Raw genomic sequence first — 24,127 nt, 5'->3', positions numbered from 1 at the left:
CGGCGTCGTGGTGGCGGCGGGGCTTGCGGCCTCCGTTGTCGCCGGGACGGCGCGGGCGGTCGCTGCGCTCGGAGCGCTCACGACGCGGGCGTTCACGACGCTGGAAGTGCTCGCCGTCGCCCTCGGAGGCACCCTCGGCGCGAGCCGGGGCCTCGGGCTTATCGAGACGATCGAGCGAGATCTTACCACGATCGTCGACCTCGATGACGACGACCTTGACCTCGTCGCCCACGTTGAGGACGTCCTCGACCTTCTCCACACGACCCTTGGCGACGCGGGAGATGTGCAGCAGGCCGTCCTTACCGGGCAGCAGATTCACGAAGGCACCGAAGGGCTGAATGGAGACCACGCGACCGGTGTACTCCTCGCCCGGCTCGGGAACCTTGATGATGAGCTTGATGCGCTCGACGGCCTGGTCGACGGACTCGCCGGTGCCGCCGACAAAGACGGTGCCGTCCTCCTGGATGTCGACCGAAGCGCCGGTCTCGTCCTGGATGCCGCGGATGACCTTACCGCCGGAACCGATGACGTCGCGGATCTTATCGGTCGGAACCTGGATGGAGACGATGCGCGGAGCGGTGCTGCGCGTGGTGTGGCGCGGCTCAGGGATCACATCGAGCATCTTCTGCAGGATGTACGCACGACCCTCCTTGGCCTGCTGCAGGGCGCGGGCCAGAATGTCGAAGGTGAGGCCGGTGGCCTTGTTGTCCATCTGCAGGGCGGTAATGCCCTCGGTGGTGCCGGTGACCTTAAAGTCCATGTCGCCCAGGAAGTCCTCGAGACCCTGGATGTCGGACAGGACCACGGTCTTGCCCTCCTCCTGGATCAGGCCCATGGCGATACCGGAGACCGGGCGCTTAATGGGCACGCCGCCGTCCATAAGGGCGAGCGTGGAGCCGCAGGTCGAAGCCATCGAAGAGGAGCCGTTGGACTCCATGACCTCGGAGACGACGCGGATGGCGTAGGGGAACTCGTTCTCGTCGGGGAGCACCGGAAGCAGAGCGCGCTCGGCCAGGTTGCCGTGGCCGATCTCGCGGCGCTTGGGGCTGCCCATGCGGCCGGTCTCGCCGGTGCAGAACGGCGGAAAGTTGTAGTGGTGCATGTAGCGCTTGCCCTCGGTGGGCTCGATGGTATCCAGACGCTGGCCCTCGTTGAGCATACCGAGCGACAGGACGGAAAGCACCTGAGTCTGGCCACGCTGGAACAGACCGGAGCCGTGAACGAGCGGCAGGTAGTTATCCTTCACCATGATGGGGCGAATCTCATCGGCGGCACGGCCGTCGACGCGCTCACCGGTCTCGACGACCATGGTGCGCATAGCCTTCTTCTCGAGCTTCTTGAGCGCCACGGGAATCTCGCGCTCCCAAGCGGCCTGCTCCTCCTCGGTGAACTCGGCACGGATGGACTCCTTCAGAGCCTCGACCTTACCGATACGGGAGAGCTTGTCGGCGTCGCGAAGGGCGGCTGCCATCTCGTCGTAGTGGGCGAAGATGCGCTCCTGGACCTCCTCGACGGGCTGGTCGAGCGGGTACTCCTTCTTGACGATGGCGCCGTTGACCTGCTCCCACTCGGCGACAAACTCGTCCTGAGCCTGGCAGAAGGCAGCAAGGGCCTCCTGGCCAAACTTCATGGCGGCGAGCATGTCGTCCTCGGAGATCTCCTCGGCGCCGGCCTCGACCATCGAGATGAAGTCGGCGGAGCCACCCAGCTCCAGATCCAGATCGGAGTTCTCGCGCTCCTCATAGGTGGGGTTGACGATAAACTCGCCGGTCTCCACGTTACGGCCGATGCGCACGCAGGCAAGCGGGCCCTCGAAGGGCACGCCGCCGAGCGTCATGGCCAGGGAAGCACCCATGACGTTGATGACGTCAAAGGGGTTGACCTGGTCGGCGACGAGCGAGGTGGCGACGATGTGCACCTCGTTGCGGAAGCCGTCCGGGAAGCTCGGACGAATCGGGCGGTCGATCATACGGGCCGTGAGCGTGGCCTTCTCGCTGGGACGGCCCTCACGCTTGAGGTAGCCACCCGGGATGCGGCCGGCGGCGTACATCTTCTCGTTGAAGTCGACGGTCAGCGGGAAGAAGTCGTAGTTCTTACGCTCCTTGGAGACGACCACGGTGTCGAGCATCGTGGTGTCGCCCTGCTTGACCAGGCAGGCGCCTGTGGCCTGCTTGGCAAGCTCGCCCGACTCAAAGGTGTAGGTCTTGCCGTACAGCTCAAAGGTCTTGGATACGAGTGTCATTGTTCTCCTTTACCCCGCAGGCCCCTTGCCTGCAGGCTCCTCATGTGACGCGGGCCCCCTGCCCCCGCCACGCTTCAGAGCGTGATTGTTCACGCCCTTACACAAAAAGAGCGCCCCGCTGCGCAGGACGCTCTTAGCATGTACAAATCCTACTGGATGTTGTCGCGGATGCCCAGAGCCTTGATGAGCTCACGGTACTCGACGATGTCGTTCTTCTTGATGTAGGAGAGAAGACGACGACGACGGCCGACGAGCATGAGCAGGCCACGACGGGTGTGGAAGTCCTTCTGGTGGGACTTCATGTGCTCGGTCAGCTCCTTGATGCGCTCGGTCAGGATGGCGACCTGAACCTTGGGGTTGCCGGTATCGACCGGGGTGTTACCGAACTGGGCAGTCAGCTCCGCCTTGCGCTCTTTGGAAACAGTCATTGTTTCACCTTTCGTTTTGCGTCGCCCACGGGCGACTCGATTCGCCTCGGACTGGGAAGCCGCCGGTGGAGCGAGCATCCAAGGTCGAGGTACCAACAGATCGGTATGTTACCACAAGCAGCCCGCGCCTGCGCATCATCACCGACCCAACATGAATTCCATCGCACGGAGGCGCTGATCGGTGTGCGTCGCAGCCCACACGTGCGAAAGCCCCAGCAAAAAGGCAGCGGTATGGGGGTCGACCCTCTCGGCCATAAGCGCATCGAAGGTCATGGACATGAGGGCGCGCAGCCATGCGACCTCACCGGTCGACACCAGCTCGGCACCGGGCACGCTCGACGCGCACGACCCGCACATGAGGCCGCCCGCCTGGGGCGAAAAATACGACAGCATCGGGTCTCCGCACAGCACGCAGGCCGAAAAATCGGGTCGGTAGCCAACGTGCGACAGCAATTTAAAGACAAAGGCCGCCACGAGCAGGTCCATATGTGCCGCGTCGAGCCCGCTGCCGACAAGTGTGAGCGCCCGCTGCGTGATGGCAAAGGTAAACGGATCCTCGGCGTCCTCGAACGAGCACACGCGCGCGACCTCGGCGATCGCGCTTGCGGCGCATGTCATCTCGTAATCGGGAGCAGCGCCGAGCGGCGCCTCCATAAGCTCGGCCTGGGAAACCACGTCGAGCGACCGTCCATGCGCAAGCAGCAGATCAACGGTACAGAACATCTCGCAGCGCGCAGCCAGGCGTCCGCCGGGTTTGCGGGCGCCCTTTGCCACGGCACGAACCTGCCGACCCCGCTCGTCAAGCATCGTCAGGATCAGGTCCGTCTCTTTGAGCTTCGTCTTATCGAGGACGAGCACCATCGTGCGATATGTCCGGGAGCCTGCCATGCGCGCCGCGTGCCCCTAATCCTCGGCGTTATAGCCAAAGCGGCGAATCTGGGCCTCGTCGTCACGCCAGCCGGCCTTGACCTTCACGTCCAGCTCCAAAAAGACCTGGGTGCCAAAGATGCGCTCAAGGTCGCGGCGGGCGTCGATGCCGATATGTTTGATCATCTCGCCGCCCTTGCCGATGATGATGCCCTTTTGGCCCTCGCGCTCGACGTAAATGGTGGCGTGCACGCGCAGCACCTTCTTGGTCTGCTCGAGCGAATCGCAAATCACGCCCACGGAGTGCGGGATCTCATCACGGGTGCGGCGCAGAACCTTCTCGCGCACAAACTCGGCAACGAGCGTCTCATCGGAAGCGTCGGTACCCATGTCCTCGGGGAACCAACGCGGACCCTCGGGCAAAAAGTGCGCAACGGTCTCGATGAAGGCATCGACGTTAAAGTTCTTGACCGACGACGTCACGATCTCGTCGTCATATTCCATAAGCTCGTGGGCGGCCTTAAGCTGCTCCATGACCTGTGCGGGGTCGGCTTCATCGGCCTTGGTGAGCACCAGGACCTTCTTGCAACGGGCGCATCTGACGCGCTCGGCAACCCAGGCGTCTCCCCTGCCGATCGGTTTGGTGGCATCAATCAAAAACGCGACAACATCGACATCGTTCAGCTCGAACAGTGCACTTTTATTGAGCTCAGACCCTAGACCGTCCTTGGGCTTGTGGATACCCGGGGTATCGACAAAGACCAGCTGGTAGCCGGGGCGGTTGACGACGGCGCGCATGCGGCGGCGGGTCGTCTGGGCCACCGGCGAGGTGATGGCGACCTTTTTGCCATAGCAGGCGTTGAGCAGCGTTGACTTACCGGCGTTGGGGCGGCCGACCAAGGCCACGAAGCCACTGCGGAAACCGGGCTCAACGTCGCCAAAGCCCGCGAGGCTGTCGTCCTCGTCGCACAGGGCGTCGAGCTCCTCGTCACTCATGCCCTCAAACGGGTCGAACTCCTCGACTTCGTCAAGCGAATCGGCATCCTCGACGTCGTCCAGAACCTCATCGGTAGGCTGCATATTGTCGGACATGGGAATCCCTTTCTAAATAAAGCCGAGCGCGTGGGCAAATACCAGCAAGCCCACAATCGCGGCGGTGATGGAAAGAACGTATACAGAGGCGGCGGCGATATCCTTCGCACGCTTTGCCAGCGGATGGAGCTCCTGGGTCGCCAGATCGACAATCGCCTCCATGGCGGTGTTGCACAGCTCGCCGTGAATCACCAGGCCACAGCAGATGATAATCGTAGCCCACTCGGCAATGTCGAGCCCCACAATGCAGCCGGCAATGACAGTGCACACGCCCGCCACGAGCATGACCTTAATGTTGCGCTCGGTCTTGACGGCGGTGACGAAGCCCTCCATGGCGTAGGAGAACGACTTTAAGAAGGACGGATGGTCCTTGTTCGATCCGGGAATCATAGACGGCTCCTAGTCGTGGGCGTGGTTGGTGATGGGGCCGACGTGGACTAGCTTGGGGTCCTCGCCGCGCTCGAGCGCCAGATCGCACAGGATGGCGTCCTCGCGGGCCTCCATTACCTCGGCCTCGTCGTCCTCGATATGGTCATACCCCAGCAGGTGCAGCATGCCGTGTACGAGCATCAGGCGGCACTCGTCGGCAGGGCTATTGCCAAAGCCGGGGGCCTGACGGGCAATGACCTGCGGGGCCAAGATGATATCGCCGAGCTCGAGCGTCTCGTCGGCGGGAATATCCTCGTCAAAGGCCGAGTCGCATTCAAACGAGAGCACATCGGTGGTGCGGTCGATGCCACGCCACTCGTGGTTGAGCTCGTGCATCTCGTCCTCGTCGACATACGAAAGGGAAATCTCGACTTCACGTTCAACGTCCTCGGCGGCAAGCACAACCTCGCAAATGTGCTCCACCTCCTGCGCGTCGAGCAGCGTATCGAGCTCGGCATCGTTGCTGATCAATACACTCAACGGGACTCCTTTCGGTCGCGCGAGCGCTGCTTACGCACGTCATCATAAGCATCGTATGCCTCGACGATACGACCCACCAAGGCATGGCGCACCACGTCGGCACGCTCGAGGTGAGAAAATGCGACATCGTCGACACGCCCCAAAATCTGCTCAACGTCGGCAAGACCGCCACGACGACCCACCAGGTCGCGCTGGCTCAGGTCGCCGGTAATCACGAACTTGGAGTTGAATCCAAGTCGTGTCAGGAACATCTTCATCTGCTCGGGCGTGGTATTTTGCGCTTCGTCGAGCACCACGAAGGCATCGCTCAGCGTACGACCGCGCATATAGGCAAGCGGGGCGATCTCGATCACGCCGCGCTCCATAAGCTCATCGGTGCGCTCGCGATCCATCATGTCAAAAAGGGCGTCGTAGAGCGGACGCATGTACGGATCGATCTTTTCCTCGAGGGTGCCGGGCAAAAAGCCCAGGTTCTCCCCTGCTTCGACAACCGGACGCGTCAAGATCAAACGGCCCACCTCGTGGCGCTTGAGCGCGGCAACGGCGAGCGCCATGGCCAGATAAGTCTTACCGGTACCGGCTGGACCCAGGCCAAACGTGATGGTATGCGAGCGGATGGCATCCACATAGCGCTTTTGCCCGAGCGTCTTGGGGCGGATAACGCGACCGCGATACGAAAGCAGCACGTCATCGCGAAGCGACGTAGCCTCGTGCTCACCGTCGCGCAAGACGGCCAGGCAGCGAGAGACATCGTCGGCAGACAGGGTACGACCGGCCGCCGCCTCGCGAAAAGCGTGTTCGAAAAAACGCGCCACGAGTTCGACCTCGTCCGGGTCACCGCTCACGGCGATGCTATCGCCACGGGCGACCACGTGAGCGCGAACCAAACTCTCGAGCGCACGAAGGACGCCGTCGCCGGCGCCCAAAACACGCGAGGGATCAACTCCCTCGGGAACGGTAAGTCTAATCTTCGAGGCTTCCATGGACCTCCCTGCGCGCATGGACCAAGCCGGAATCATCGACTCCGATGATAGCAACATCGAGCAGGCACGGGGCTGTAAGTCCACAGGTATCGTCAAGACGGGCATGATGGAACGAACCGAGCGTCAGGTTGTCACCATACTCGAGCACGGCACGCTCGACAGTGCCCACGCGACGACGAGCATCGGCAATAGCGAGCTCCTGCGCCGTGTCTCGCATACGACGGCTGCGCTCGGCCATAACCTCGGGCGGCACCTGGTCGGGCATGTCGGCAGCAAGGGTACCGGGACGCTTGCTGTAGCGGAACACGTGCATACGCGAGAAACCCACACGGCGGCACAGCGCCAGCGACTCCTCGAACTCCTCGTCCGTCTCACCAGGAAAACCGACGATGACATCGCACGAAAGAGACGCCTGGGGCAAGTTGGCGCGAATCATACGCACCGTGTCCTCAAAGGCCTCCGCGCTATAGGGACGACCCATGCGATGCAGGGTCGCCGTACAGCCGGACTGCACGGGCAGGTGCAAAAACGGGGCGATACGCTGCGGATAGCGCGCCATAACCTTAAGCAGGCGCTCAGAGATATCCATGGGCTCGACCGAGGAAATGCGCACATGCGCAATAGTCGTGCGCTCCATGATGGCCTCGAGCAGCTCATCGATTTCGACATGCTCGTCGGTCGCGCTCTTGCCATCGTAGGCACCCAGGTTCACACCGGTCAGCACCACCTCGGGCACGCCGGCCTCCTGGGCCTCGCGAACTTGTTCAAGCACGGACTCGACGGGCACGGAGCGCTCGGGGCCGCGCGCCTTCCACACAATGCAATAGGTGCAGCGATGGTTGCAGCCGTCCTGGATCTTCACGCCCAGGCGAGAGCGACCGAGCGCATCGACCACCTCGCCATCGCTGCAGGCGGGAACGCTATCGGACTCAACGCCCAGCACCTCGCAGACACGTTCGGCGACATCAATCTTGGACGGCTCGGCGATCACGCGATCCGAGAGCTCCAACAGCTCCTCGGGATGCAAATTGACCACGCAACCGGTCACGAGCACATAAGGCTCGTTTGGATGGGCCAGCGCATGACGGACGGCCTTGCGGGTCTTAGCCTCGGCCTCGCCCGTCACGGCACAGGTATTGATTACGATCAGATCGGCATCCTGGGGCTCTACCATAGCAAAGCCCAGGCGCATAAGATCGGCAGTGATACGGTCAGACTCAACCCGGTTGACACGGCAACCGAGGTTGACGACGGAAATATGGGGTGCGAGCACACGGGCTCCTTAATCGAGGATGTCGTCGAGGGCACTCTTGATACGGTCGGTCACCGACTTCTTACCGGATGCGACGTCATCGCCCATCTCGTCGGCGAAGGCGCGAAGCAGCTCGCGCTGCTTATTGGAAAGATTGGTGGGAACGACCACGCGCAGTTGCACGATCAGGCGGCCACGCGAACCGCCACCGCCGATACGCGGCATGCCGTAATTATTGACGCTCACGGTGTCGCCGTACTGGGCGCCGGCGGGAACCGTCACCTTAACGACCTCGTCGGGCATAATGCCCTCGACCTCGATCTCGCAGCCAAGCGCAGCCTGCGCAATCGAGATATCGCTCACCAGGTACAGGTCGTCACTGTTGCGCTTAAAGCGCTCATGGTCGGCAACGCGCACGTTGACAATCAGGTCGCCCGAAGGCTCGCCGCGAAGGCCGGCCTCGCCAAAGCCGCTCACACGCAGCTGGCGACCGGTCGAAACGCCGGCGGGAATATCGATGTCGATCTTTTCGTGCGAAGGCGTGCGGCCCTGACCGTCGCAGGTCTCGCAGGGATGGTCGATAACCGTGCCCTCGCCATGGCAGTCGGGGCAAGGCGAGGAAGACTGAACCTGGCCCAAAAACGATCGCTGAACCGTCGTGACGTAGCCCGTACCGTGGCAGCGACTGCACTGCTTTTCCTGTGCACCCTCGGCCCTACCGGTACCGTTGCAGTCCTCGCAGGGAGCAAGGCGATCATAGCTGATCGTCTTTTTGCAACCGAGCGCCGCCTCCTCGAGCGTCACCGAAAGGGAGATGGCCATGTCACGTCCGCGACGACGCTCACGACGGCTGCGGGCGCCACCACCGGCGCCACCACCAAAGAACGACGAGAAGAGGTCGTCCATACCCATGCCGCCAAAGATATCGTTGATGTCGACATAACCAGAGCCACCGGGGCCGTCCGCGGTGCCGTAACGGTCGTAGTTAGCACGCTTCTGCTCATCGGAAAGAACGGAATAGGCCTCGTTGAGCTCCTTGAACTTGGCCTCGGCCTCGGGATCGTCCGAAACATCCGGATGTACGGTACGGGCCTTCTTTAGAAACGCACGCTTAATCGTCCGCGCGTCGGCATCCCTGTCGACGCCAAGCACCTCGTAGTAATCCCTATTTTCCGACACGACCGAATCCTTCCGACTTTCATTATTGTCACAGTGCGTCCTATACCCAAGCTGGGCCGACCGCAAACAAAGGGTTTGATGTTATTGCATTTGATACGGCGAAAGCATGGCCCGTTGCGAGCAGCTCGCGAACCAAACCGACACGAGCGCGAACATGAAGCCGTTGGCAAAACCGTTGGCAAACTGCATCGCACCGCGCTTCCACCACAGCAGGCTGCGATGAAGCACACCGTCCGAAAGCACCATGAACAGGCCCATGGTAAAGGGGATAAAGCACATCACGGCAAAGGCCGAGAACACGCCCGAGATGGCCGACAGCACCAAAAACGGCGCCACGATGCCCATCAGGTAAAAGCCAGTACGGGCCTTGCCTTCCAAGCGCTCGGCCTCAACATGGGCGCGGCCGACCAAGTCGCCGCCCGCGGCACCGTTAGTGCCAGCATGGCCCATGCCGCTAATGCGGACCTCGTCGCCATCGTGCGTGCCGGCAGGAAACTCAATCGTCTGCTCGGAGGTTACGCGAGTACGACCGCTGCCACCGCAATCGGGGCAGGGGTCGGCCACGACCTTACCGGAACCGCCGCACTCGGGGCAGACCGACTGGAACGTGCCCGCACCAAACAGGAAGGACAGGTCGACGTCGATGTGGCCGCGGCCACCGCAGCTCGGGCAGGTATGTGCATGCTCGGACGAAACAGAGCCCGAGCCGCCGCAGTGACCACAGGTATCGAAGCGCGTGTAGCGGACGGTCTTGCGGGCACCGCCCTTGGCCTCCTTGGCGTCGAGTTTGATATCGACGACCACGTTGGCGCCGTTCTCGGGATTGTAGGCAGCCTGGCCGCGACGCTGCTGGCCCCAGGCGCCACCAAAGGGAAAGCCGCCCTCAAAGGGATTGCCATAGCCCGTGCTGCCGGCGTAGCCGCCACCATAGGGCGAAGCCGTAGGAGCACCGGCAAAGGGATTGCCAGAACGCATGGCGTCGTAGCGCGCACGTTTTTGCTCATCCGAAAGCACGGCGTAGGCCTCGGAAACCTCTTTAAACTTTTCCTCGGCATCCGGCTCTTTATTGACGTCCGGATGGAGCTTACGGGCCTTTTGCTGGAAGGCCTTTTGAATATCACGCGAGGTGGCGTCCTTGGAGACACCCAGAATCTCGTAGTAATCTTTTTCGTTCATCGTCGCCATGCGCGGCAACCTCCTGCTCACAGCAGCGTATATATTCCGGTAATTCTACCCGAGCGGCCTAAGCTAGATCCCAAAACAGCTCGAACAGAACATTTCCATCGAGCCAGCCCAGATGGGTCGGCGCCAGACGAGCTCGAACATGACCCGCGACGACATCTGCCGAAGTGAAGGGTCCCTCATGACCCCAGAGCGTCTCGGGCACCCAAGTGGCAAGACCCAATTCGAGCGCGCGATCGCAGGCAGCTGCCAGCTCGCCCGTTGGGATGACGCAAGCTGCACGAGCCAACAGGTCGGACGCAACACCGCGCGTCATGCGACAGGCGAGCATCAAGTCTTCGGCGACAGCCTCGCGCTGCGACAGATATTCGGCCTCGAACGCCGTCGCGTCATCGTCACGTTGCACCAGACGCACGCGGTACGAATCGCCTCGAGAAGACACGCCGGGGAACAAACCTGCAAGACGATCGAAATCCTCGGCATCGAGCATGCCCGCGGCAGAGCGACCCAGGCCCAAATAGCCCTGGCCGGTCCAGTAGGCAATGTTATGGGCGCACTCATGTCCGTCGAGCGCATAGCTTGCCACCTCATACGGGTGATAGCCGGCCGCACCCAGACGCTCACGCGCCACATCCATGCACGAAGCTTGAAAATCCTCGTCGGGCTCTACCGACTCGTCGCGGCACGCCATGCGATAAAGGGGAGTCCCCTCCTCAAGCGTGAGCGGGTAGACCGACACATGATGCGGAGCCGCCGCCAGCACGCCATCGAGCGTGCGCCTCCAACTCGCTGCGGTCTGCCCGGGAAGTCCGCACATAAGGTCGCACGACACGTCAAGCCCAGCGTTCTTGACTGTCGCGATGGCGGCGAGCGCCCGATCGGCATCGTGAATACGGCCGATAGCGGTAAGTTCGATGTTATCGAGCGTTTGCACGCCCAGAGAGACGCGTGTGACACCAACCTTGGCAAGCGCAGCGGCAAGCTCGGCGGTCAGCGACTCGGGATTGGCCTCGCAGGTAAACTCAACGGGGGCGCACCACGCACGAATACGCCGCGCCAGCTCCACCAGGCGCTCCCCCGCCAGCGACGGCGTACCACCGCCAACATAGACGGTGCGGATCTGTTCAAGGGCCCTAGCCTTGCCAAAAGCATCGAGGCGCGCGAACAACTGCTCAAAATAGACATCGAGCGCAGCGCTCAGGTCGCACGGAGCAAAACTGCGCGAGTCAAAGTCGCAGTACCGGCACTTTTGGGCGCAAAACGGCACGTGCACGTACAGCGCGGTAACGGCCACCCTTAAGCCTCCAGCGGATGTGGAGGCACCGATTCGCCGGCGGCAAGGGCAGCCTCGCAGGCCACCACATCGCGCTCGATCTCATCGACCAGCGCCATAAACTCCTCGTAAGTGGAACAGCGCACCACATGGGCACGCCAAGCGGCGGCATGGGGCATGCCTTTTAAGTACCAGCTTGCGTACGTACGGGCACGCGACATGAGCGGCAGGAGCTCATGCGTCAGCGTTAGGTGCTCACGCAGGGCGTCTAGGCGCTCAACGGAGCTGCGCGCCGGCACCGGCATGCCATCGAGCGCAAGGGCGCGAGCATCACCGAACACCCACGGATTGCCGTAGATGCCGCGCGCGATAAACACCGCGCTGGCACCAGAACTGCGCAGATGCTCCGCGGCATCCTCGGCGCAGAACACATCACCCGAACCAATCACGGGAATCTCGACGGCGTCGGCAACCTCATCGACAACCGACCAATCGGCCTGGCCGGTGTAGAGCTGCGTGGCACAACGACCGTGCACGGCAACTGCAGAGGCGCCCGCCCCTTCAAGCATCTGGGCAAACGTTGCGGCGTTGCGGTCCTCGGCATAAAAACCCTTGCGGATCTTCACGGTCACGGGAACATGCGCCGCGCCCACCGCTGCCTCGACAATCTTCTCGGCCAGGTCGGGCGTGCGCATAAGCGCCGAGCCTTCGCCCTTAGTAACGACCTTGCGAGCCGGACAGGCCATGTTGATATCAATCAATGACAGGCGATCGCCCACACGCTCCTCGACGGCGGCGACGGCACTCGCAAACTGCTCGGGCTTGGAGCCAAAGAGCTGCACGCAAATCTGCTGCTCCTTGTCGGCCGGTAGCACCAGGCGCCAGGTCTTGTTGCTGGCATAGGCAAGGCCCGCCACGCTCACCATCTCGCTATAGGCGAGATTGGCACCGCGGCGGCGGCACATGATGCGATAAGCGGGATCGGTTACGCCCGCCATGGGAGCCATAAGGAACGGCTGCTCGGCATAGGCGCCCAGCAGCCGCTTGCTGTATTCGGAAAGCGCCATAGACCTACTCGTCCACCTTGAGGATCGCCATAAAGGCCTCCTGCGGGACCTCGACCGAGCCGATGGCCTTCATGCGCTTCTTGCCCTCTTTCTGCTTCTCGAGCAGCTTGCGCTTACGCGAGATATCGCCGCCGTAGCACTTAGCAAGAACGTCCTTGCGACGCGCTTTGACGGTAGAACGGGCGATGATTTTGTTGCCGATAGCACCCTGGATGGGAACCTCGAACAGCTGACGCGGGATGATCTCCTTAAGTTTGTCGCACAGACCACGGGCCAGGCCATAGGCCTTGTCCTTATGGACGATAAACGACAGCGCGTCCACCTCGTCGCCCGAAAGCAAGATATCGAGCTTGACGAGCTCGGAGGGACGATACTCGTTGAACTCGTAGTCGAGCGAGGCATAGCCCTTGGTACGGCTCTTGAGCTGGTCAAAGAAGTCCAAGATGAGCTCGGCGAGCGGCATATCAAAGCGCATCTCGACCGACTTGCTCGTGAGATGAATCATGTCGGTAGTAATGCCGCGGTGCTCGATAGCGAGCTGCATGACGGCACCCGTATACTCGGGCGGGCAGATAATCTTGGCCTTGAGGTAGGGTTCCTCGATACGCTCGATGCGCGTAGCCTCGGGCAGATCCTGCGGGCTGCGGACATCAATCATCTCGCCGTCAGTCTTGTAGACGTGATAGTCCACCGAGGGGCTCGTGGCAATGAGGTCAAGATTGAACTCGCGCTCCAGGCGCTCCTTGACGACCTCCATATGCAGCAGGCCCAAGAAGCCCACGCGGAAGCCAAAGCCGAGCGCCACCGAGGTCTCGGGCTCCCACACCAACGACGGGTCGTTGACGTGCAGCTTATCGAGCGCGTCACGCAGGTTCTCGTAGTCCTTGTTATCGATCGGGAACAGGCCCGTATAGACCATGGGCTTGGCCTCGCGGTAGCCGGGAAGCGGCTCGGGGCAGGGATTCGACGCCCACGTGAGGGTATCGCCCACGCGAACGGCCTCGGGGTCCTTCAGGCCCGTGACCACGTATCCGACCTCGCCGACCGTGAGCGCGTCGACCGGGGTCTCGGCGGGACGCTTGACGCCCACGCCATCGACCAAAAAGTCGCCCTTTGCCTGCATCATGCGCAGGGTATCGCCCTTTTTGATGGAGCCGTCAAAGATGCGCACCGTGGCGACGACGCCACGATACTCGTCGAAGTACGAATCCAGAATGAGTGCCTTGAGCGGAGCATTTGCATCGCCCTTGGGCGGAGAGATCAAAAAGACAATGGACTCCAGCAGATCGTGGATGCCCTCGCCGGTCTTGCCCGAGACGCACACGGCATCATCGGCAGGGATCGCCAGGTCATCCTCGATCTCGGTCTTAACCTCGTCGGGATGGGCCGAGGGCAGGTCGATCTTGTTGATGGCCGGCACAATGTCCAGATTGGCGTTCATGGCGAGCGTCGCGTTGGAGACGGTCTGCGCCTCGACGCCCTGCGTGGCGTCGACAACGAGCACCGCGCCCTCACAGGCTGCCAGCGAGCGCGAGACCTCATAGGTAAAGTCCACGTGGCCCGGCGTATCGATCAGATTGAACTGATACGTCTCGCCATCGTCGGCGTCATAGGACACGCGAACGGCATTGGACTTGATCGTGATGCCGCGCTCGCGCTCGATATCCATGGTGTCGAGCAGCTGCGACTCCATGTCGCGTTCGTCGACGGTATGGGTGAGCTCGAGGATGCGATCGCTGATCGTGGACTTGCCATGGTCGATGTGCGCAACGATTGAGAAGTTGCGGATGTGGGAAATGTCAATTGAAGTATTCATGCGGACTATCTTACCCGAGCGGTACAAAAAATGGAGCCTGTTCCATAAAACAGGCTCCATTTATGCGCGTAATCTGTGTGGTGTGAAATTTACAACTTAGGCGTTGATGCTGTTCACGAGCTTGGCAAGACCGGACTTGCGGTTGGAAGCCTGGTTCTTGTGGATAACATGCTTGGCGGCAGCCATGTCGAGACGCTTGGTGACGGTCTTGAGGGCAGCCTGGGCCTTCTCGGCGTCGCCCTCGGCAACGGCGGACTGGACGTGCTTGGTCAGCGTCTTGAGCTCGGACTTGACAGCCTTGTTACGCATGCGAGCTGCCTCATTGGTGCGGATACGCTTCTTCTGAGACTTGATGTTTGCCACTTCTGGAGTTCCTTTCGAGTTCCTTGCAAAAAATGTATGACACCTCTGAGACACGGTGAGGTCATGCAAGCGCCTACTATAGCACGCTCCCCCTCAAAGGGATAGAACGAATTTGTCAAATAGGCAGGTATCATCACGATTTTCTCAAGATGTACGTAATCCAGAGCAAAAGCGCGGTCTGAGAATCGGCCGAACCCTTCAGCGCGAGCTCCACATCGACCGCGCCCTCGAGCGCGGCAACGAGCTCTGCCATCGAAAAGCGACGTGCCCAGGTCAGGTGATTCTTGACCTGCCAGGACTGGAGCTTAAGCGTTGCGGCCAGCTCACGACCCTGTCCGCGCGCATCGAGCGCCTTGGCAACGATAAGCTCGCGGATGCGGCCGCACAGCAATGTGTAAGTCCACACGTAGCTCTTGGCGGGCAGTAGATTGAAGAGCTCGAGCGAGCGTCGCATGTCACGGGCCGAGACCGCATTGAGAAAGTCCCAGGGCTGGACTTCGGCCGTGCGCACAATCCAGCGCTCCACATCAGCAAGCTCAATCTGGGGCGCCTCGACCATCTGGGCAAGCTTAGCCAAATCGTTATCGAGCATGCGAGTGTTTTCACCCGAACGCGAGACGAGCTCCTCGGCGGCCGCCGTCGAGATCGACTTGCCGTGCTGCGTCGCCATCTGCTGCACGCGGCGCGGTAGCTCCCAGCGCTTGGTACCGGAGCAATCGATCACCGCCTTCTTGTCGATCTTGGCGATCGCCTTATACAGGCGCGTGTTCTTGGCAAGCGAGTCGGCGATGATGAGACAAACCGTCGTGGGGCTGGGACTCGCCAGATAGTCGACAAGCGGCTCGGAGATCGCTTTGGCGAGTTTTGAGCAGCCGTCAAGGATTACCAGGCGAAACTCGCTGCCCATGGGAAAGGTGTTGAGCGATCCGATAATCGACTCGATATCGGGGTCTTTGGTCATATCGCGCTCGTCGAGGTTGAACTCGACCATACCCGACTTTTCCAGACGCGCTTTCATACGCGAGACGGCGTGATCGCGCTTGACTCCGTCGGTACCGACGATCAGATATGCCGGCAGCAGACCGGTTTCGGACATTGCGCTCCCCTCCCGCAGACTCTCGAATTCGTACCGTGCCATTTTAGCCCAGGGGTTGGTCCCGCGCCAACGGCAGCATCACGGTCGCTGGCATCGCATGGCAAAACCTGTTACGGTCGGCGAGACGGTAATGTCTCCTTGTTCAATGGTACATGCGAACGCGCCGCCCGCATCGCGAACGGCATCGATGCAGGCATCGGATGGATGGCCGTAGCGGTTGCCCTCGCCCGCACTCGCCATAGAGAGCTCGGGCTTAAGCGTTTCCAGCAGGTCTTTGTCGACGGAAACTTTTGAGCCGTGATGCCCCAGCTTGAGCACATCGATATCACCCACCTCCTGTACAAACTCGCGCTCCTGATCGAGCTCGGCATCACCAGTGAGGAGCATACGCAGGCTCTTGCATTCCCGGGCATAGGAGAGCAGCAAGACAAGCGAGTCCTCATTGCCCTCGCCATCCACCGTGTCAAACGGCCACATCACACGAGCCCGAAATGCGCCGATATCGACCGTATCCCCGCGAGCCACCTGCCGATACGTTACGCCGGGGCGATTCAGGACCTCAGCAGGCGCACCGTCCAGCGCATCCGCTGCAACTGCAATGGTTCCAACCGAAAACCGATCGAGCACATCGGGAAGACCACCCCAATGATCTTCGTCCCAATGTGTCACGAAGACGGCGTCGATATGGTGGACATTGTTGCGAACCAACGCCGCTACCACGCGCTCGTCGAGCCCGCAGTCGACGAGCGCTACTGCGCCGCCCTCGCGGATAAGAATCGCATCGGCCTGGCCCACATCGAGTACCGTCACCGAAGGCGGAGCGAATCGATCCCAGTAGACGTACGGAATCGCAGCCAAGAGCACCAGGCATGCAAGCCCCACCGCCATAAGACGTGCACGGGGACGCGGCCACCAGACCAGCAGAACCGCCAGCAAACACGGCACTAGGTAAATCCACATGCTATCGGGCGGCACGCTCACGGATGCACCCGGCACGGCGGCAAACAGCTGCTCGAAAAACAGCGCGCAACGGGCGGCAATCATGGGCACAACGAGCGCCCAAGTCCGCAACGGTCCCACGAGCGAAAAGGGAACCAGCACGATGGACACAGCAAGCAGTACGCTCACCACCGGACCGATGACCGCATTTGCCAACGGAGCAATGAGCGAGAACGTACCGAATGCAGGAATGGTAATGGGAAGGGTCGCCAACTGCGAGCACAGCGTGACGGAAAGCATGCCGGCAACGCCCGATGGCACACCCAGCTCACCCAAAGCGTAGGTCGCATAGGGGCAAAAGCACAGAATGGCTAAGACGCTAGCACATGAAAGCTGAAAGCCCATCTCGAACAGCACCGTCGGCCTCAGTAGCACAAAGATGGACATGGTTACGAAGAGTGCCGATGCGCCGTGCCGACGACGACCCGCTCCGTTTACGACAAGCGTCGCGAACACCATGCAGCACGCGCGCACGGCCGAGGGAGACGCGCCCGTAAAGGCAGCGTAGCCCACAAGCGTTATCGCCAATATCACCCGCTGAAAACCACGTGAGCACCGAGTCTTTTGCAATACGCCCTCGATCACAAACCCCACGATAGCCAGATGGCTGCCCGAGACGGCGATAAGATGCGCCGTTCCCGTCACCGAAAACCAGTCGCCCGCCGGCTGGGCGCGCAGCTCGGCCGAACGACCACAGACGACACCGGCTATGAGCGCACGTGCCGGGTCGGTCGCAGGCGCGATGGACGCAAGCAGCCAATTTCGCAGCCGAAGCAGCGGCCCCGGAGAGCCCTCATCGACCGACACAATCCGAACGGCTTTAACCTTGCGCACCTCGCCTCGGAGCACGCGCAATCGTCCATACGCATCGTTCTCAAAACGTGAAACGCGACCGATAACACGCACGTGCGCCCCGACCTTGAGCTCGCGGTCGCACGATAGGCGAACCGTTGCCAAGTTCTTACCGTCCGCGCGTACCTCGCAGGTATAGGAATACACGTCGTCGTTTATGGATGGATCACCCTGCACGACAAACTCGAGGCTGCTTGCCGCTCGACCGTCGAGCGCCTTCGAGGCGTTGAGCGCGCCCGCAGCCCACCACGCCGAGACGACCGCTCCCGCCACGAGACCGACGGACGCGGCATACAGCCACCGCTTCCAAGGGGCAAGCCGCGCACAAGATTGAGCCAGCACAACGAATACCGTCGCCGCAACGGGAATGGCCCATAGCAGCCCGACCGCCGGCGCCTGCTCCCTCAGCAGCGCATCAGCGGCCACGTTGAGCACCAAGGCGCAGCTCATGCACATGCCGGCACACAGGGCCATCGTCCACGGCATCAGGGGCCGCGGAGGCATCACATGTTCGCGCTCGGTCGCACTCATACGCAGATGCAATCTTTGATTTTGGCAAGCTTCTTCTCGCCGATTCCCGACACACGCATCAGATCGTCAACCGAGGCAAAAGCACCGTTCTTTGTACGCTCATCGATAATCGACTGTGCCACGGAGGGACCGATGCCCGAGAGCGTCTGCAGCTCTGCCGCGCTTGCCGTATTGATGTTGACTAGGCCCGTTGCGCCACTCACGCCCAATGATGCGGAAGCCCCACCATCAACACCGGCTTCCGCAATGGACGCCTGCTGCTCCCCCACCGTTGGAACGTGAATCTTCTGCCCATCGACGACCTTGGATGCCCGATTGAGCCCCGTAACGTCTGCCTCGGGCGCCAGCCCGCCGGCGGCATCTATCGCCTGAGCCACCCGCGCGCCGTCCTTGACGCGATATACACCGGGCGACACAACGGCACCATCAACATCGACATAAACCTCTGCCGCGGCAGACGCCTTAGACGAAGAGCCTTCGGATGTCTTTCCGCTCGAGGCATCGCCGGATCCCGGCTCCACTAACGAGCCCGAACCATCAGTGCGCTCAAACGACACGCCGCCAGTACCGCCGCCAAGGTTCGCCATCGCCAAGCCGCTCGCCATCGCAATGACGACCAGTATCGCCATCACCACTGCCTTATGACCGAGCAGCTTGTCCGCCAAGCGGTCCATCCGTTTGACCCGTTCGTGTTGTTCGCGCTGCGCCATAGCAAAACCTCCCAACAACATCGTGTCAGGAAAAGAGTCCTGCAACAGCCATTCTCCAAAACCGGTTTTCGCGGTCAAACCAAAAGCCGACCAAAACCTTGCGAAATACTGTCCATTTATTCAGGCACACGTCAGCAAATGAACACTTAGCCGCAAAATGCCCAGATAGCAAAAGACCGACGATGCAGACGCATCGTCGGTCTATGCACAAAATTACTCGTGATCTTGGTAAATCTCACGCGTAGCAAGCTCCGAATGTTTGCGTTTTAAGGTCTTAGGGGCCTTATACGTGTTGCTCTCGAAGTCAATGTACTCGGTCTGCTTGAGCAGGTGCTCGATCATCTCCTCATGATCGAACAACTCCCAGGCCTCATGCACGGCATCGAGTTTAGCGTGCGTCTCGGGACGACGCGGCATAAACAGCGTGCAGCAGTCGGGAGCGGCCTCAGTCGAAATATCGAACGTACCGATCTCCTCGGCACGCGCGATGATCTCCTGCTTGTCCGAACCGATGAGAGGGCGGAACACGGGGATCTTCACGGCCTCGTTGACGGCCATGATGTTCTCAAGCGTTTGGGAGGCAACCTGCCCAAGCGATTCACCCGTAACGATGGCCTTGGCACCCTCGATGTGTGCAATGCGCTCGGCAACCGAATACATAATGCGGCGATACATAATCACGCGCAGGTTGCTGGGACAGGTGACCGAAATCTCACGCTGGCAGTCGCCAAACGGCACCACGTACAGGCGGCCGATCTGGACACCTGGCTCAAGCGCACGGATGATGTCCTGCACCAAATACTCGCTCGTATCGGACGTCTGCGGACGACCGGAGAAATGTACCGGCACGCACACCGCGCCGCGACGCGCGAGCATCCAGGTCGCCACCGGAGAATCGATACCCGACGACAACAGCGTCACGACCTTGCCGGCAGAACCCACCGGCAGACCGCCCACGCCACGCTCGGAGCGCGCATACACGTAGACGCTACCCTGGACCACCAGTACGTGCACCATCGCATCGGGGTCGCGCATTTGAACCTTTTTATCGGGGAAGGCCTCGCACAGTACCTCGCCCACCTGACGATTGATATCAATCGAGGTGAGCTCATAGTCAGTATTGGAGCGCTTGGCGTGCACCTTAAACGAATCGAAAGGACCAAACTCGCGCAGTGCCTTCACGGCGGCGGCGCAGTACTCTTGCGGGTCGCGGTTGGTGTGATACGCCAAAGACACACGAGCAACGCCGGGAACGGTGCGAATGACACGCGCCGCCTCATCGGCCTGATGCTCGTTAAAGGTCACGAGAATATAACCGGAAATTCGAGACACGGCATTCACGGAAAAGGCGGCCAAGGCCGCCTTGATGTTATCCATGAGGATATGCTCAAAATGTGCGCGGTTCTTACCCTTCAGTCCAACCTCGTGATAGTGGACCAGGCAGACGCGAGCCGCCATTTAGGCTTCAGCAACCTTGTGGCCGAGCGCCTTCTCGTAACGGGCCTCGTCGTAAGAGATGTCGCCGTCGACAATCTCGTCCATAGCCATCGAAATGGTATCGGCACCGGAAAGCCCGATGGTGATGTCATCGACATCCTGGACGGCAAGCACGCGGTTGTGCTGGCCACGCAGCATGCTGTTAATGTCGCAGGCGCGCTTGGAGGCAAGCGAAGCGAGCAGGAAGCGGTTGTGATCGGTCTTCTCCAGAAGATCGTCAATGCAAGGCTTTACAACGGACACGGACCTCAGATCCTTTCATGCATATCGAGAACGCGAACGAGCTCATCGGTCGCGCGGTCGAGATCGTCATTAACCACGACGTCGTCGTAGCGGTCGGCAAGGGCAAGCTCATCGGCGGCGTTTGCCATACGCAGCTCAATCGTCTCGGGCGTCTCGGTACCGCGACCGACCAGGCGCTCGCGGAGTACCTCAAGCGAAGGCGGCTTGATAAAGATCAACACGGCCTCGGGGAAACGCTCCTTCACCTGCAGGGCGCCCTGGACATCGATCTCCAAAATCAGAGATGCGCCAGAGGCGAGCTTGGATGTGACCTCGCTCACCAACGTGCCGTAGCAGTTACCGTGGACCTCGGCCCACTCAACAAACTCACCGTTTGCCACGCGGCGGTCGAACTCCTCGCGCGTCAGAAAAAAGTAGTTGACGCCGTCGACCTCACCTTTGCGTGGTGCTCGCGTGGTAGCCGAAACCGTCAGGCCCAGGTTCGAGCGGCGCTCGCGCACACGAGTGACGAGCGTACCCTTCCCTGCGCCTGACGGTCCAGAAATCACAAAGAGCTTGGAATCCTGAGCGCTCACTTATTTGGTCAGCTGCTCGAGGAGCTGCTCGCGCTGACGGACGCCGAGGCCCTGGACGCGACGGGTAGCGGAGATACCAAGCTCCTCCATGATCTTGGCGGCCTTGGCCTTGCCATAACCAGGAAGAGACTCGATGAGGGTGGAAACCTTCATGCGGGAAGCGATGGGGTCATCGGAGTTGAGCACGGACTCGAGGGACTTCTCGCCCTTCTTGATCTGCTCGCGAAGCTCAGCGCGGGCGTGACGTGCGGCAGCAGCCTTCTCAAGAGCCTGCTTACGCTGCTCATCGGTAAGCTGAGGGAGTGCCATTCGTACCTCCAAATAGTTGGGTTATATCTGATTCAATAATTGGCATTTTAGCACGTAGAACGTACAAAATGCCCAATCGCGGCTCCATAGGTTAGACGATACCCGCAAAAAGTGCAATATACTGCGCCCAAAGTTAAGCCCCTGACCTGCGATTCCACACAAAGGATGGGAAAGTTTACGCAGGCACAGGGGCTATTTTGTGCTAATGAGACCCAAAAGTGGTGACTTAGGGGAATCTTTTACGCGATGTTTTCGACCAGCTCGGCGACAATGGCGTCAAAGGCGGCAACCGGATCGTCGGCGCCGGTGATGGGACGGCCCACCACAATGTGGCTTGCGCCACGCTCGATAGCCTGGGAAGGCGTCGCCACGCGGGACTGGTCGCCTAAGGCGGCACCCACCGGACGCACACCCGGAGTCACGATCAGGGCATCAGGACCCAGCAGCTCACGCATGTCGTGAGCCTCCATCGGCGAGCACACGATGCCATCGATGCCGTTGGCCTGAGCGAGCTTTGCCAGGCGGGCGGCCTCCTCGGCCACCGGCGACTCGACGCCAATCTCGCTCAAGGCATCCTGATTCATGCTCGTGAGCACGGTGATGGCGACGAGCTTGGCGCGGTCCTCGCGCGCCTCCTCGGCACCCTCGCGGCAGGCAGCGAGCATGGCGCCCGAACCCAAGCCGTGAACCGAGAGCAGGTCGGCACCGGCAAGCGAGGCCGAACGGGCGGCACCGCGAACCTGATGCGGAATATCATGGAACTTAAGGTCAAGGAAGACCTTAAAGCCCAGGTCCTTAAAGGTCTTGACGATCTCGGGGCCCTCAGCGTAATAGAGCGTCATACCAACCTTAAGCCAGGCGGCATGGCCCGAAAGCTCGTGGGCAAGCTCGAGCGCACGCTCGCGGTCGCAGTCGAGAGCGACGATTACGCGGTCGCGGGCATCGGTCTCTAGCATTCGAAAGCACCTACCAGTTCGTTGATGTCCTTCACGCCTTGGGACTCAGCCCAGGCCTCGAGCTCGTGCGCGATCTTGAGCGAAGCGCACGGATCGACGAAGTTGGCCATGCCGACCGACACGCAGGTGGCGCCGGCCAGGATAAACTCAGCCGCATCCTCGCCGGTCATGACACCGCCGACACCGTTGATGGGGATATCGACGGCCTGGGCAACCTCCCAGACCATGCGCACGGCGATGTGGTGGCACAGCGGGCCCGAAAGGCCGCCCTTGGGCTTGGCCACGCGGGACTTGCGGGTATGGACGTCGATGGCCATGCCCTGGATGGAGTTGATGACTGAAAGGCCGTCGGCGCCGGCAGCCTCGAGGGCCTTGGCGATCTCGGCGACGTTGACCGGAGCCATCTTCACGAACAGCGGCTTATCGGTCACCTTGCGGCAGGCAGCCATAACGGAAGAGGCGCCCTCGGGCGTGGAGCCCATGGCGGCACCGCCGGCGGCGATATTAGGGCAGCTCACGTTGATCTCGTAGCCGGCAGCCCAGGGGCACAGCTCGACATACATCTCGAGTGCGCGGACAAACTCGTCAACGGAGTGGCCGGCAACCTGACAGATGACCTGGCAGCCGTCCTTGGACAGCTGTTCGAGCCACGGACCGGACTCGCGGGCAAAGGCGGCCACGCCGGGGTTCTGAAGGCCCACGGAGTTGATCATACCGCCGGGAATCTCGGCCATGCGGGGCGCGGGATTGCCGGGCCAGGGCTCGGCAGCGCAACCCTTGGTGGTGATGGCACCCAGCTGGGAGACATCAAAGAAGTTCTGGAACTGCCAGCCGTAGCCAAAGGTACCGGCTGCGGTGTTGATGGGGTTTTGCATCTTGACGCCGCCGAAATCGACGGCCATGTTCACGGTACCCACTAGAAGACCACCACCTTGGAAGCATCGAACACGGGGCCGCACATGCAGGCGCCCTTCATACCGTCGACCGTCTCGACATTGCAGGTGTTGCAGGCGCCAAAGCCGCAGCTCATCATGCGCTCGAGCGACACCTCGCAGTACGCGCCGGCCTCGGCGGCAGCGGCGGCGACCTTCTTCATCATGACGGCGGGGCCGCAGCTGGCCACATAGTCGTAGCCGCCCTCGCCGAGCAGCTCGGATGCCGGGTCGGTGCAAAAACCGTGCGTGCCCAGCGTGCCATCATCGGTGCACACGTTAACCGTATCGCACAGCGCGCGGAACTCATCGACGCCCACGGCCTTGGACGCGGTGCCAAAGCCCAGGCACACGTCGACGGCTACACCCTGCTCGGCAAGCTTGTCGGCAAGGCACAGCACGGGCGGAACACCGATGCCACCGGCGACGAGCAGGGCCTTCCTGGTGCCCTCGGGTACCATCCAGCCACGGCCACCGGGGCCCAGCAGGTTAGAGGTGGAGCCAGGGCCCATCTGGGACAAACGACGGGTATCGTCGCCCACGACGGCGTACCACAGCTCGACGGTGCCAGCCTCGGCGTCGGCGCGGTAGTAGCTCAGGGGCACGCGAAGCAGCGAGGACGCATCGCCGGGTACGGCGATGTTCACAAACTGACCGGGCTTGAGCGCACTTGCAAGCTTGGGGGCCGAGATGACGAGCGAGAAGATGCCGTCGGCAATCTCCCGGTTCGAGACGACCTCGAAGTCGTGCATGCGTGCAGTGGAAGGTGTGGGC

24 protein-coding genes are annotated in these 24,127 nt (G+C 61.4%); all 24 read right to left on the bottom strand.

The genetic code is table 11. The features are described 5' to 3' along the window. On the bottom strand, positions 1 to 2,242 hold a 2,242-nt coding region (locus tag DW870_RS04645), incomplete at its 3' end, for a polyribonucleotide nucleotidyltransferase (protein ID WP_117877004.1). 149 nt (positions 2,243 to 2,391) lie between these two features. Next, positions 2,392 to 2,670, bottom strand: coding sequence for a 30S ribosomal protein S15 (rpsO, locus tag DW870_RS04640; protein ID WP_099431792.1), 279 nt, complete (start codon positions 2,668 to 2,670; stop codon positions 2,392 to 2,394). A 138-nt stretch (positions 2,671 to 2,808) separates the two neighbouring features. Further along, positions 2,809 to 3,558 carry a DNA repair protein RecO gene (gene recO, locus DW870_RS04635; RefSeq protein ID WP_117877002.1) on the bottom strand — a complete coding sequence of 250 codons (750 nt, stop codon included), beginning with the start codon at positions 3,556 to 3,558 and terminating at the stop codon, positions 2,809 to 2,811. 15 nt (positions 3,559 to 3,573) lie between these two features. Further along, positions 3,574 to 4,629, bottom strand: coding sequence for a GTPase Era (gene era / locus DW870_RS04630; RefSeq protein WP_233547390.1), 1,056 nt, complete (start codon positions 4,627 to 4,629; stop codon positions 3,574 to 3,576). A 12-nt stretch (positions 4,630 to 4,641) separates the two neighbouring features. Then, positions 4,642 to 5,019, bottom strand: coding sequence for a diacylglycerol kinase family protein (locus DW870_RS04625; RefSeq protein WP_099431794.1), 378 nt, complete (start codon positions 5,017 to 5,019; stop codon positions 4,642 to 4,644). Between the two features lie 9 nt (positions 5,020 to 5,028). Beyond that, on the bottom strand, positions 5,029 to 5,538 hold the full coding sequence (gene ybeY / locus DW870_RS04620; protein ID WP_117877000.1) for an rRNA maturation RNase YbeY: 510 nt from the start codon (positions 5,536 to 5,538) through the stop codon (positions 5,029 to 5,031). Beyond that, a complete protein-coding gene (locus tag DW870_RS04615; protein WP_117876998.1) occupies positions 5,535 to 6,521 on the bottom strand; it encodes a PhoH family protein in 987 nt (328 codons plus the stop codon). Before DW870_RS04615 ends, ybeY begins: the two co-directional genes overlap by 4 nt. Continuing rightward, entirely contained in the window at positions 6,502 to 7,794 is a 1,293-nt protein-coding gene (locus tag DW870_RS04610; RefSeq protein ID WP_117839851.1) for a MiaB/RimO family radical SAM methylthiotransferase, read from the bottom strand. The genes DW870_RS04615 and DW870_RS04610 overlap by 20 nt, the downstream gene beginning before the upstream one ends. Positions 7,795 to 7,803: 9 nt before the next feature. Further along, complete coding sequence (gene dnaJ / locus DW870_RS04605; protein ID WP_117806322.1) at positions 7,804 to 8,952, bottom strand: molecular chaperone DnaJ; 1,149 nt, start codon at positions 8,950 to 8,952, stop codon at positions 7,804 to 7,806. Positions 8,953 to 9,033: 81 nt separating this feature from the next. Continuing rightward, positions 9,034 to 10,137, bottom strand: coding sequence for a DnaJ domain-containing protein (locus DW870_RS04600; RefSeq protein WP_195644942.1), 1,104 nt, complete (start codon positions 10,135 to 10,137; stop codon positions 9,034 to 9,036). A 58-nt stretch (positions 10,138 to 10,195) separates the two neighbouring features. Next, positions 10,196 to 11,428 carry a radical SAM family heme chaperone HemW gene (gene hemW, locus DW870_RS04595; protein WP_117876996.1) on the bottom strand — a complete coding sequence of 411 codons (1,233 nt, stop codon included), beginning with the start codon at positions 11,426 to 11,428 and terminating at the stop codon, positions 10,196 to 10,198. Positions 11,429 to 11,430: 2 nt separating this feature from the next. After that, positions 11,431 to 12,474, bottom strand: coding sequence for a tRNA dihydrouridine synthase DusB (dusB, locus tag DW870_RS04590; protein ID WP_117770327.1), 1,044 nt, complete (start codon positions 12,472 to 12,474; stop codon positions 11,431 to 11,433). 4 nt (positions 12,475 to 12,478) lie between these two features. Then, positions 12,479 to 14,290: a translation elongation factor 4 gene (lepA, locus tag DW870_RS04585; RefSeq protein WP_117770326.1), complete on the bottom strand. Its 1,812-nt coding sequence runs from the start codon at positions 14,288 to 14,290 to the stop codon at positions 12,479 to 12,481. Between the two features lie 96 nt (positions 14,291 to 14,386). After that, on the bottom strand, positions 14,387 to 14,653 hold the full coding sequence (gene rpsT / locus DW870_RS04580; RefSeq protein ID WP_022094714.1) for a 30S ribosomal protein S20: 267 nt from the start codon (positions 14,651 to 14,653) through the stop codon (positions 14,387 to 14,389). 133 nt (positions 14,654 to 14,786) lie between these two features. Then, complete coding sequence (gene holA, locus DW870_RS04575) at positions 14,787 to 15,749, bottom strand: DNA polymerase III subunit delta (protein WP_117770325.1); 963 nt, start codon at positions 15,747 to 15,749, stop codon at positions 14,787 to 14,789. Between the two features lie 78 nt (positions 15,750 to 15,827). Beyond that, entirely contained in the window at positions 15,828 to 18,131 is a 2,304-nt protein-coding gene (locus DW870_RS04570; protein WP_117770324.1) for a DNA internalization-related competence protein ComEC/Rec2, read from the bottom strand. Further along, complete coding sequence (locus DW870_RS04565) at positions 18,128 to 18,805, bottom strand: helix-hairpin-helix domain-containing protein (protein WP_233547391.1); 678 nt, start codon at positions 18,803 to 18,805, stop codon at positions 18,128 to 18,130. The genes DW870_RS04570 and DW870_RS04565 overlap by 4 nt, the downstream gene beginning before the upstream one ends. A gap of 249 nt (positions 18,806 to 19,054) precedes the next feature. After that, positions 19,055 to 20,299, bottom strand: a complete 1,245-nt coding sequence (gene thiI / locus DW870_RS04560; RefSeq protein WP_117770323.1) for a tRNA uracil 4-sulfurtransferase ThiI — start codon at positions 20,297 to 20,299, stop codon at positions 19,055 to 19,057. After that, positions 20,300 to 20,581 carry a DNA-directed RNA polymerase subunit omega gene (locus DW870_RS04555; protein ID WP_035138532.1) on the bottom strand — a complete coding sequence of 94 codons (282 nt, stop codon included), beginning with the start codon at positions 20,579 to 20,581 and terminating at the stop codon, positions 20,300 to 20,302. It abuts the gene before it with no gap. Between the two features lie 5 nt (positions 20,582 to 20,586). Beyond that, positions 20,587 to 21,156: a guanylate kinase gene (gene gmk, locus DW870_RS04550; protein ID WP_006236131.1), complete on the bottom strand. Its 570-nt coding sequence runs from the start codon at positions 21,154 to 21,156 to the stop codon at positions 20,587 to 20,589. Continuing rightward, positions 21,157 to 21,465, bottom strand: coding sequence for an integration host factor, actinobacterial type (gene mihF / locus DW870_RS04545; RefSeq protein ID WP_006236130.1), 309 nt, complete (start codon positions 21,463 to 21,465; stop codon positions 21,157 to 21,159). Between the two features lie 239 nt (positions 21,466 to 21,704). After that, on the bottom strand, positions 21,705 to 22,421 hold the full coding sequence (gene pyrF, locus DW870_RS04540; RefSeq protein WP_117770322.1) for an orotidine-5'-phosphate decarboxylase: 717 nt from the start codon (positions 22,419 to 22,421) through the stop codon (positions 21,705 to 21,707). Continuing rightward, positions 22,415 to 23,323 (bottom strand): dihydroorotate dehydrogenase, encoded by a 909-nt coding sequence (locus DW870_RS04535; protein ID WP_006236128.1) that lies wholly within the window; start codon positions 23,321 to 23,323, stop codon positions 22,415 to 22,417. The genes pyrF and DW870_RS04535 overlap by 7 nt, the downstream gene beginning before the upstream one ends. A gap of 14 nt (positions 23,324 to 23,337) precedes the next feature. Next, on the bottom strand, positions 23,338 to 24,105 hold the full coding sequence (locus tag DW870_RS04530) for a dihydroorotate dehydrogenase electron transfer subunit (RefSeq protein ID WP_117770351.1): 768 nt from the start codon (positions 24,103 to 24,105) through the stop codon (positions 23,338 to 23,340). Positions 24,106 to 24,127 lie beyond the last annotated feature (22 nt).

The organism is Collinsella sp. AM38-1BH (assembly GCF_003467545.1).
Lineage (GTDB): Bacteria > Actinomycetota > Coriobacteriia > Coriobacteriales > Coriobacteriaceae > Collinsella.
The sequence above is the reverse complement of the archived record's forward strand: the minus strand, read 5'-3'. Positions and strand labels throughout refer to the sequence as shown.

Coding starts and splice junctions, on each gene's coding strand:
- thiI (WP_117770323.1), bottom strand. CDS start 20,299: ATGGCGGCTCGCGTCTGCCTGGTCCACTATCACGAGGTTGGACTGAAG.
- dusB (WP_117770327.1), bottom strand. CDS start 12,474: ATGGCGCTTTCCGAATACAGCAAGCGGCTGCTGGGCGCCTATGCCGAG.
- mihF (WP_006236130.1), bottom strand. CDS start 21,465: ATGGCACTCCCTCAGCTTACCGATGAGCAGCGTAAGCAGGCTCTTGAG.
- lepA (WP_117770326.1), bottom strand. CDS start 14,290: ATGAATACTTCAATTGACATTTCCCACATCCGCAACTTCTCAATCGTT.
- recO (WP_117877002.1), bottom strand. CDS start 3,558: ATGGCAGGCTCCCGGACATATCGCACGATGGTGCTCGTCCTCGATAAG.
- DW870_RS04565 (WP_233547391.1), bottom strand. CDS start 18,805: ATGGACCGCTTGGCGGACAAGCTGCTCGGTCATAAGGCAGTGGTGATG.
- DW870_RS04530 (WP_117770351.1), bottom strand. CDS start 24,105: ATGCACGACTTCGAGGTCGTCTCGAACCGGGAGATTGCCGACGGCATC.
- rpsO (WP_099431792.1), bottom strand. CDS start 2,670: ATGACTGTTTCCAAAGAGCGCAAGGCGGAGCTGACTGCCCAGTTCGGT.
- holA (WP_117770325.1), bottom strand. CDS start 15,749: ATGTCCGAAACCGGTCTGCTGCCGGCATATCTGATCGTCGGTACCGAC.
- era (WP_233547390.1), bottom strand. CDS start 4,629: ATGTCCGACAATATGCAGCCTACCGATGAGGTTCTGGACGACGTCGAG.
- DW870_RS04625 (WP_099431794.1), bottom strand. CDS start 5,019: ATGATTCCCGGATCGAACAAGGACCATCCGTCCTTCTTAAAGTCGTTC.
- DW870_RS04600 (WP_195644942.1), bottom strand. CDS start 10,137: ATGGCGACGATGAACGAAAAAGATTACTACGAGATTCTGGGTGTCTCC.
- DW870_RS04570 (WP_117770324.1), bottom strand. CDS start 18,131: ATGAGTGCGACCGAGCGCGAACATGTGATGCCTCCGCGGCCCCTGATG.
- pyrF (WP_117770322.1), bottom strand. CDS start 22,421: ATGCTAGAGACCGATGCCCGCGACCGCGTAATCGTCGCTCTCGACTGC.
- DW870_RS04615 (WP_117876998.1), bottom strand. CDS start 6,521: ATGGAAGCCTCGAAGATTAGACTTACCGTTCCCGAGGGAGTTGATCCC.
- DW870_RS04535 (WP_006236128.1), bottom strand. CDS start 23,323: ATGGCCGTCGATTTCGGCGGCGTCAAGATGCAAAACCCCATCAACACC.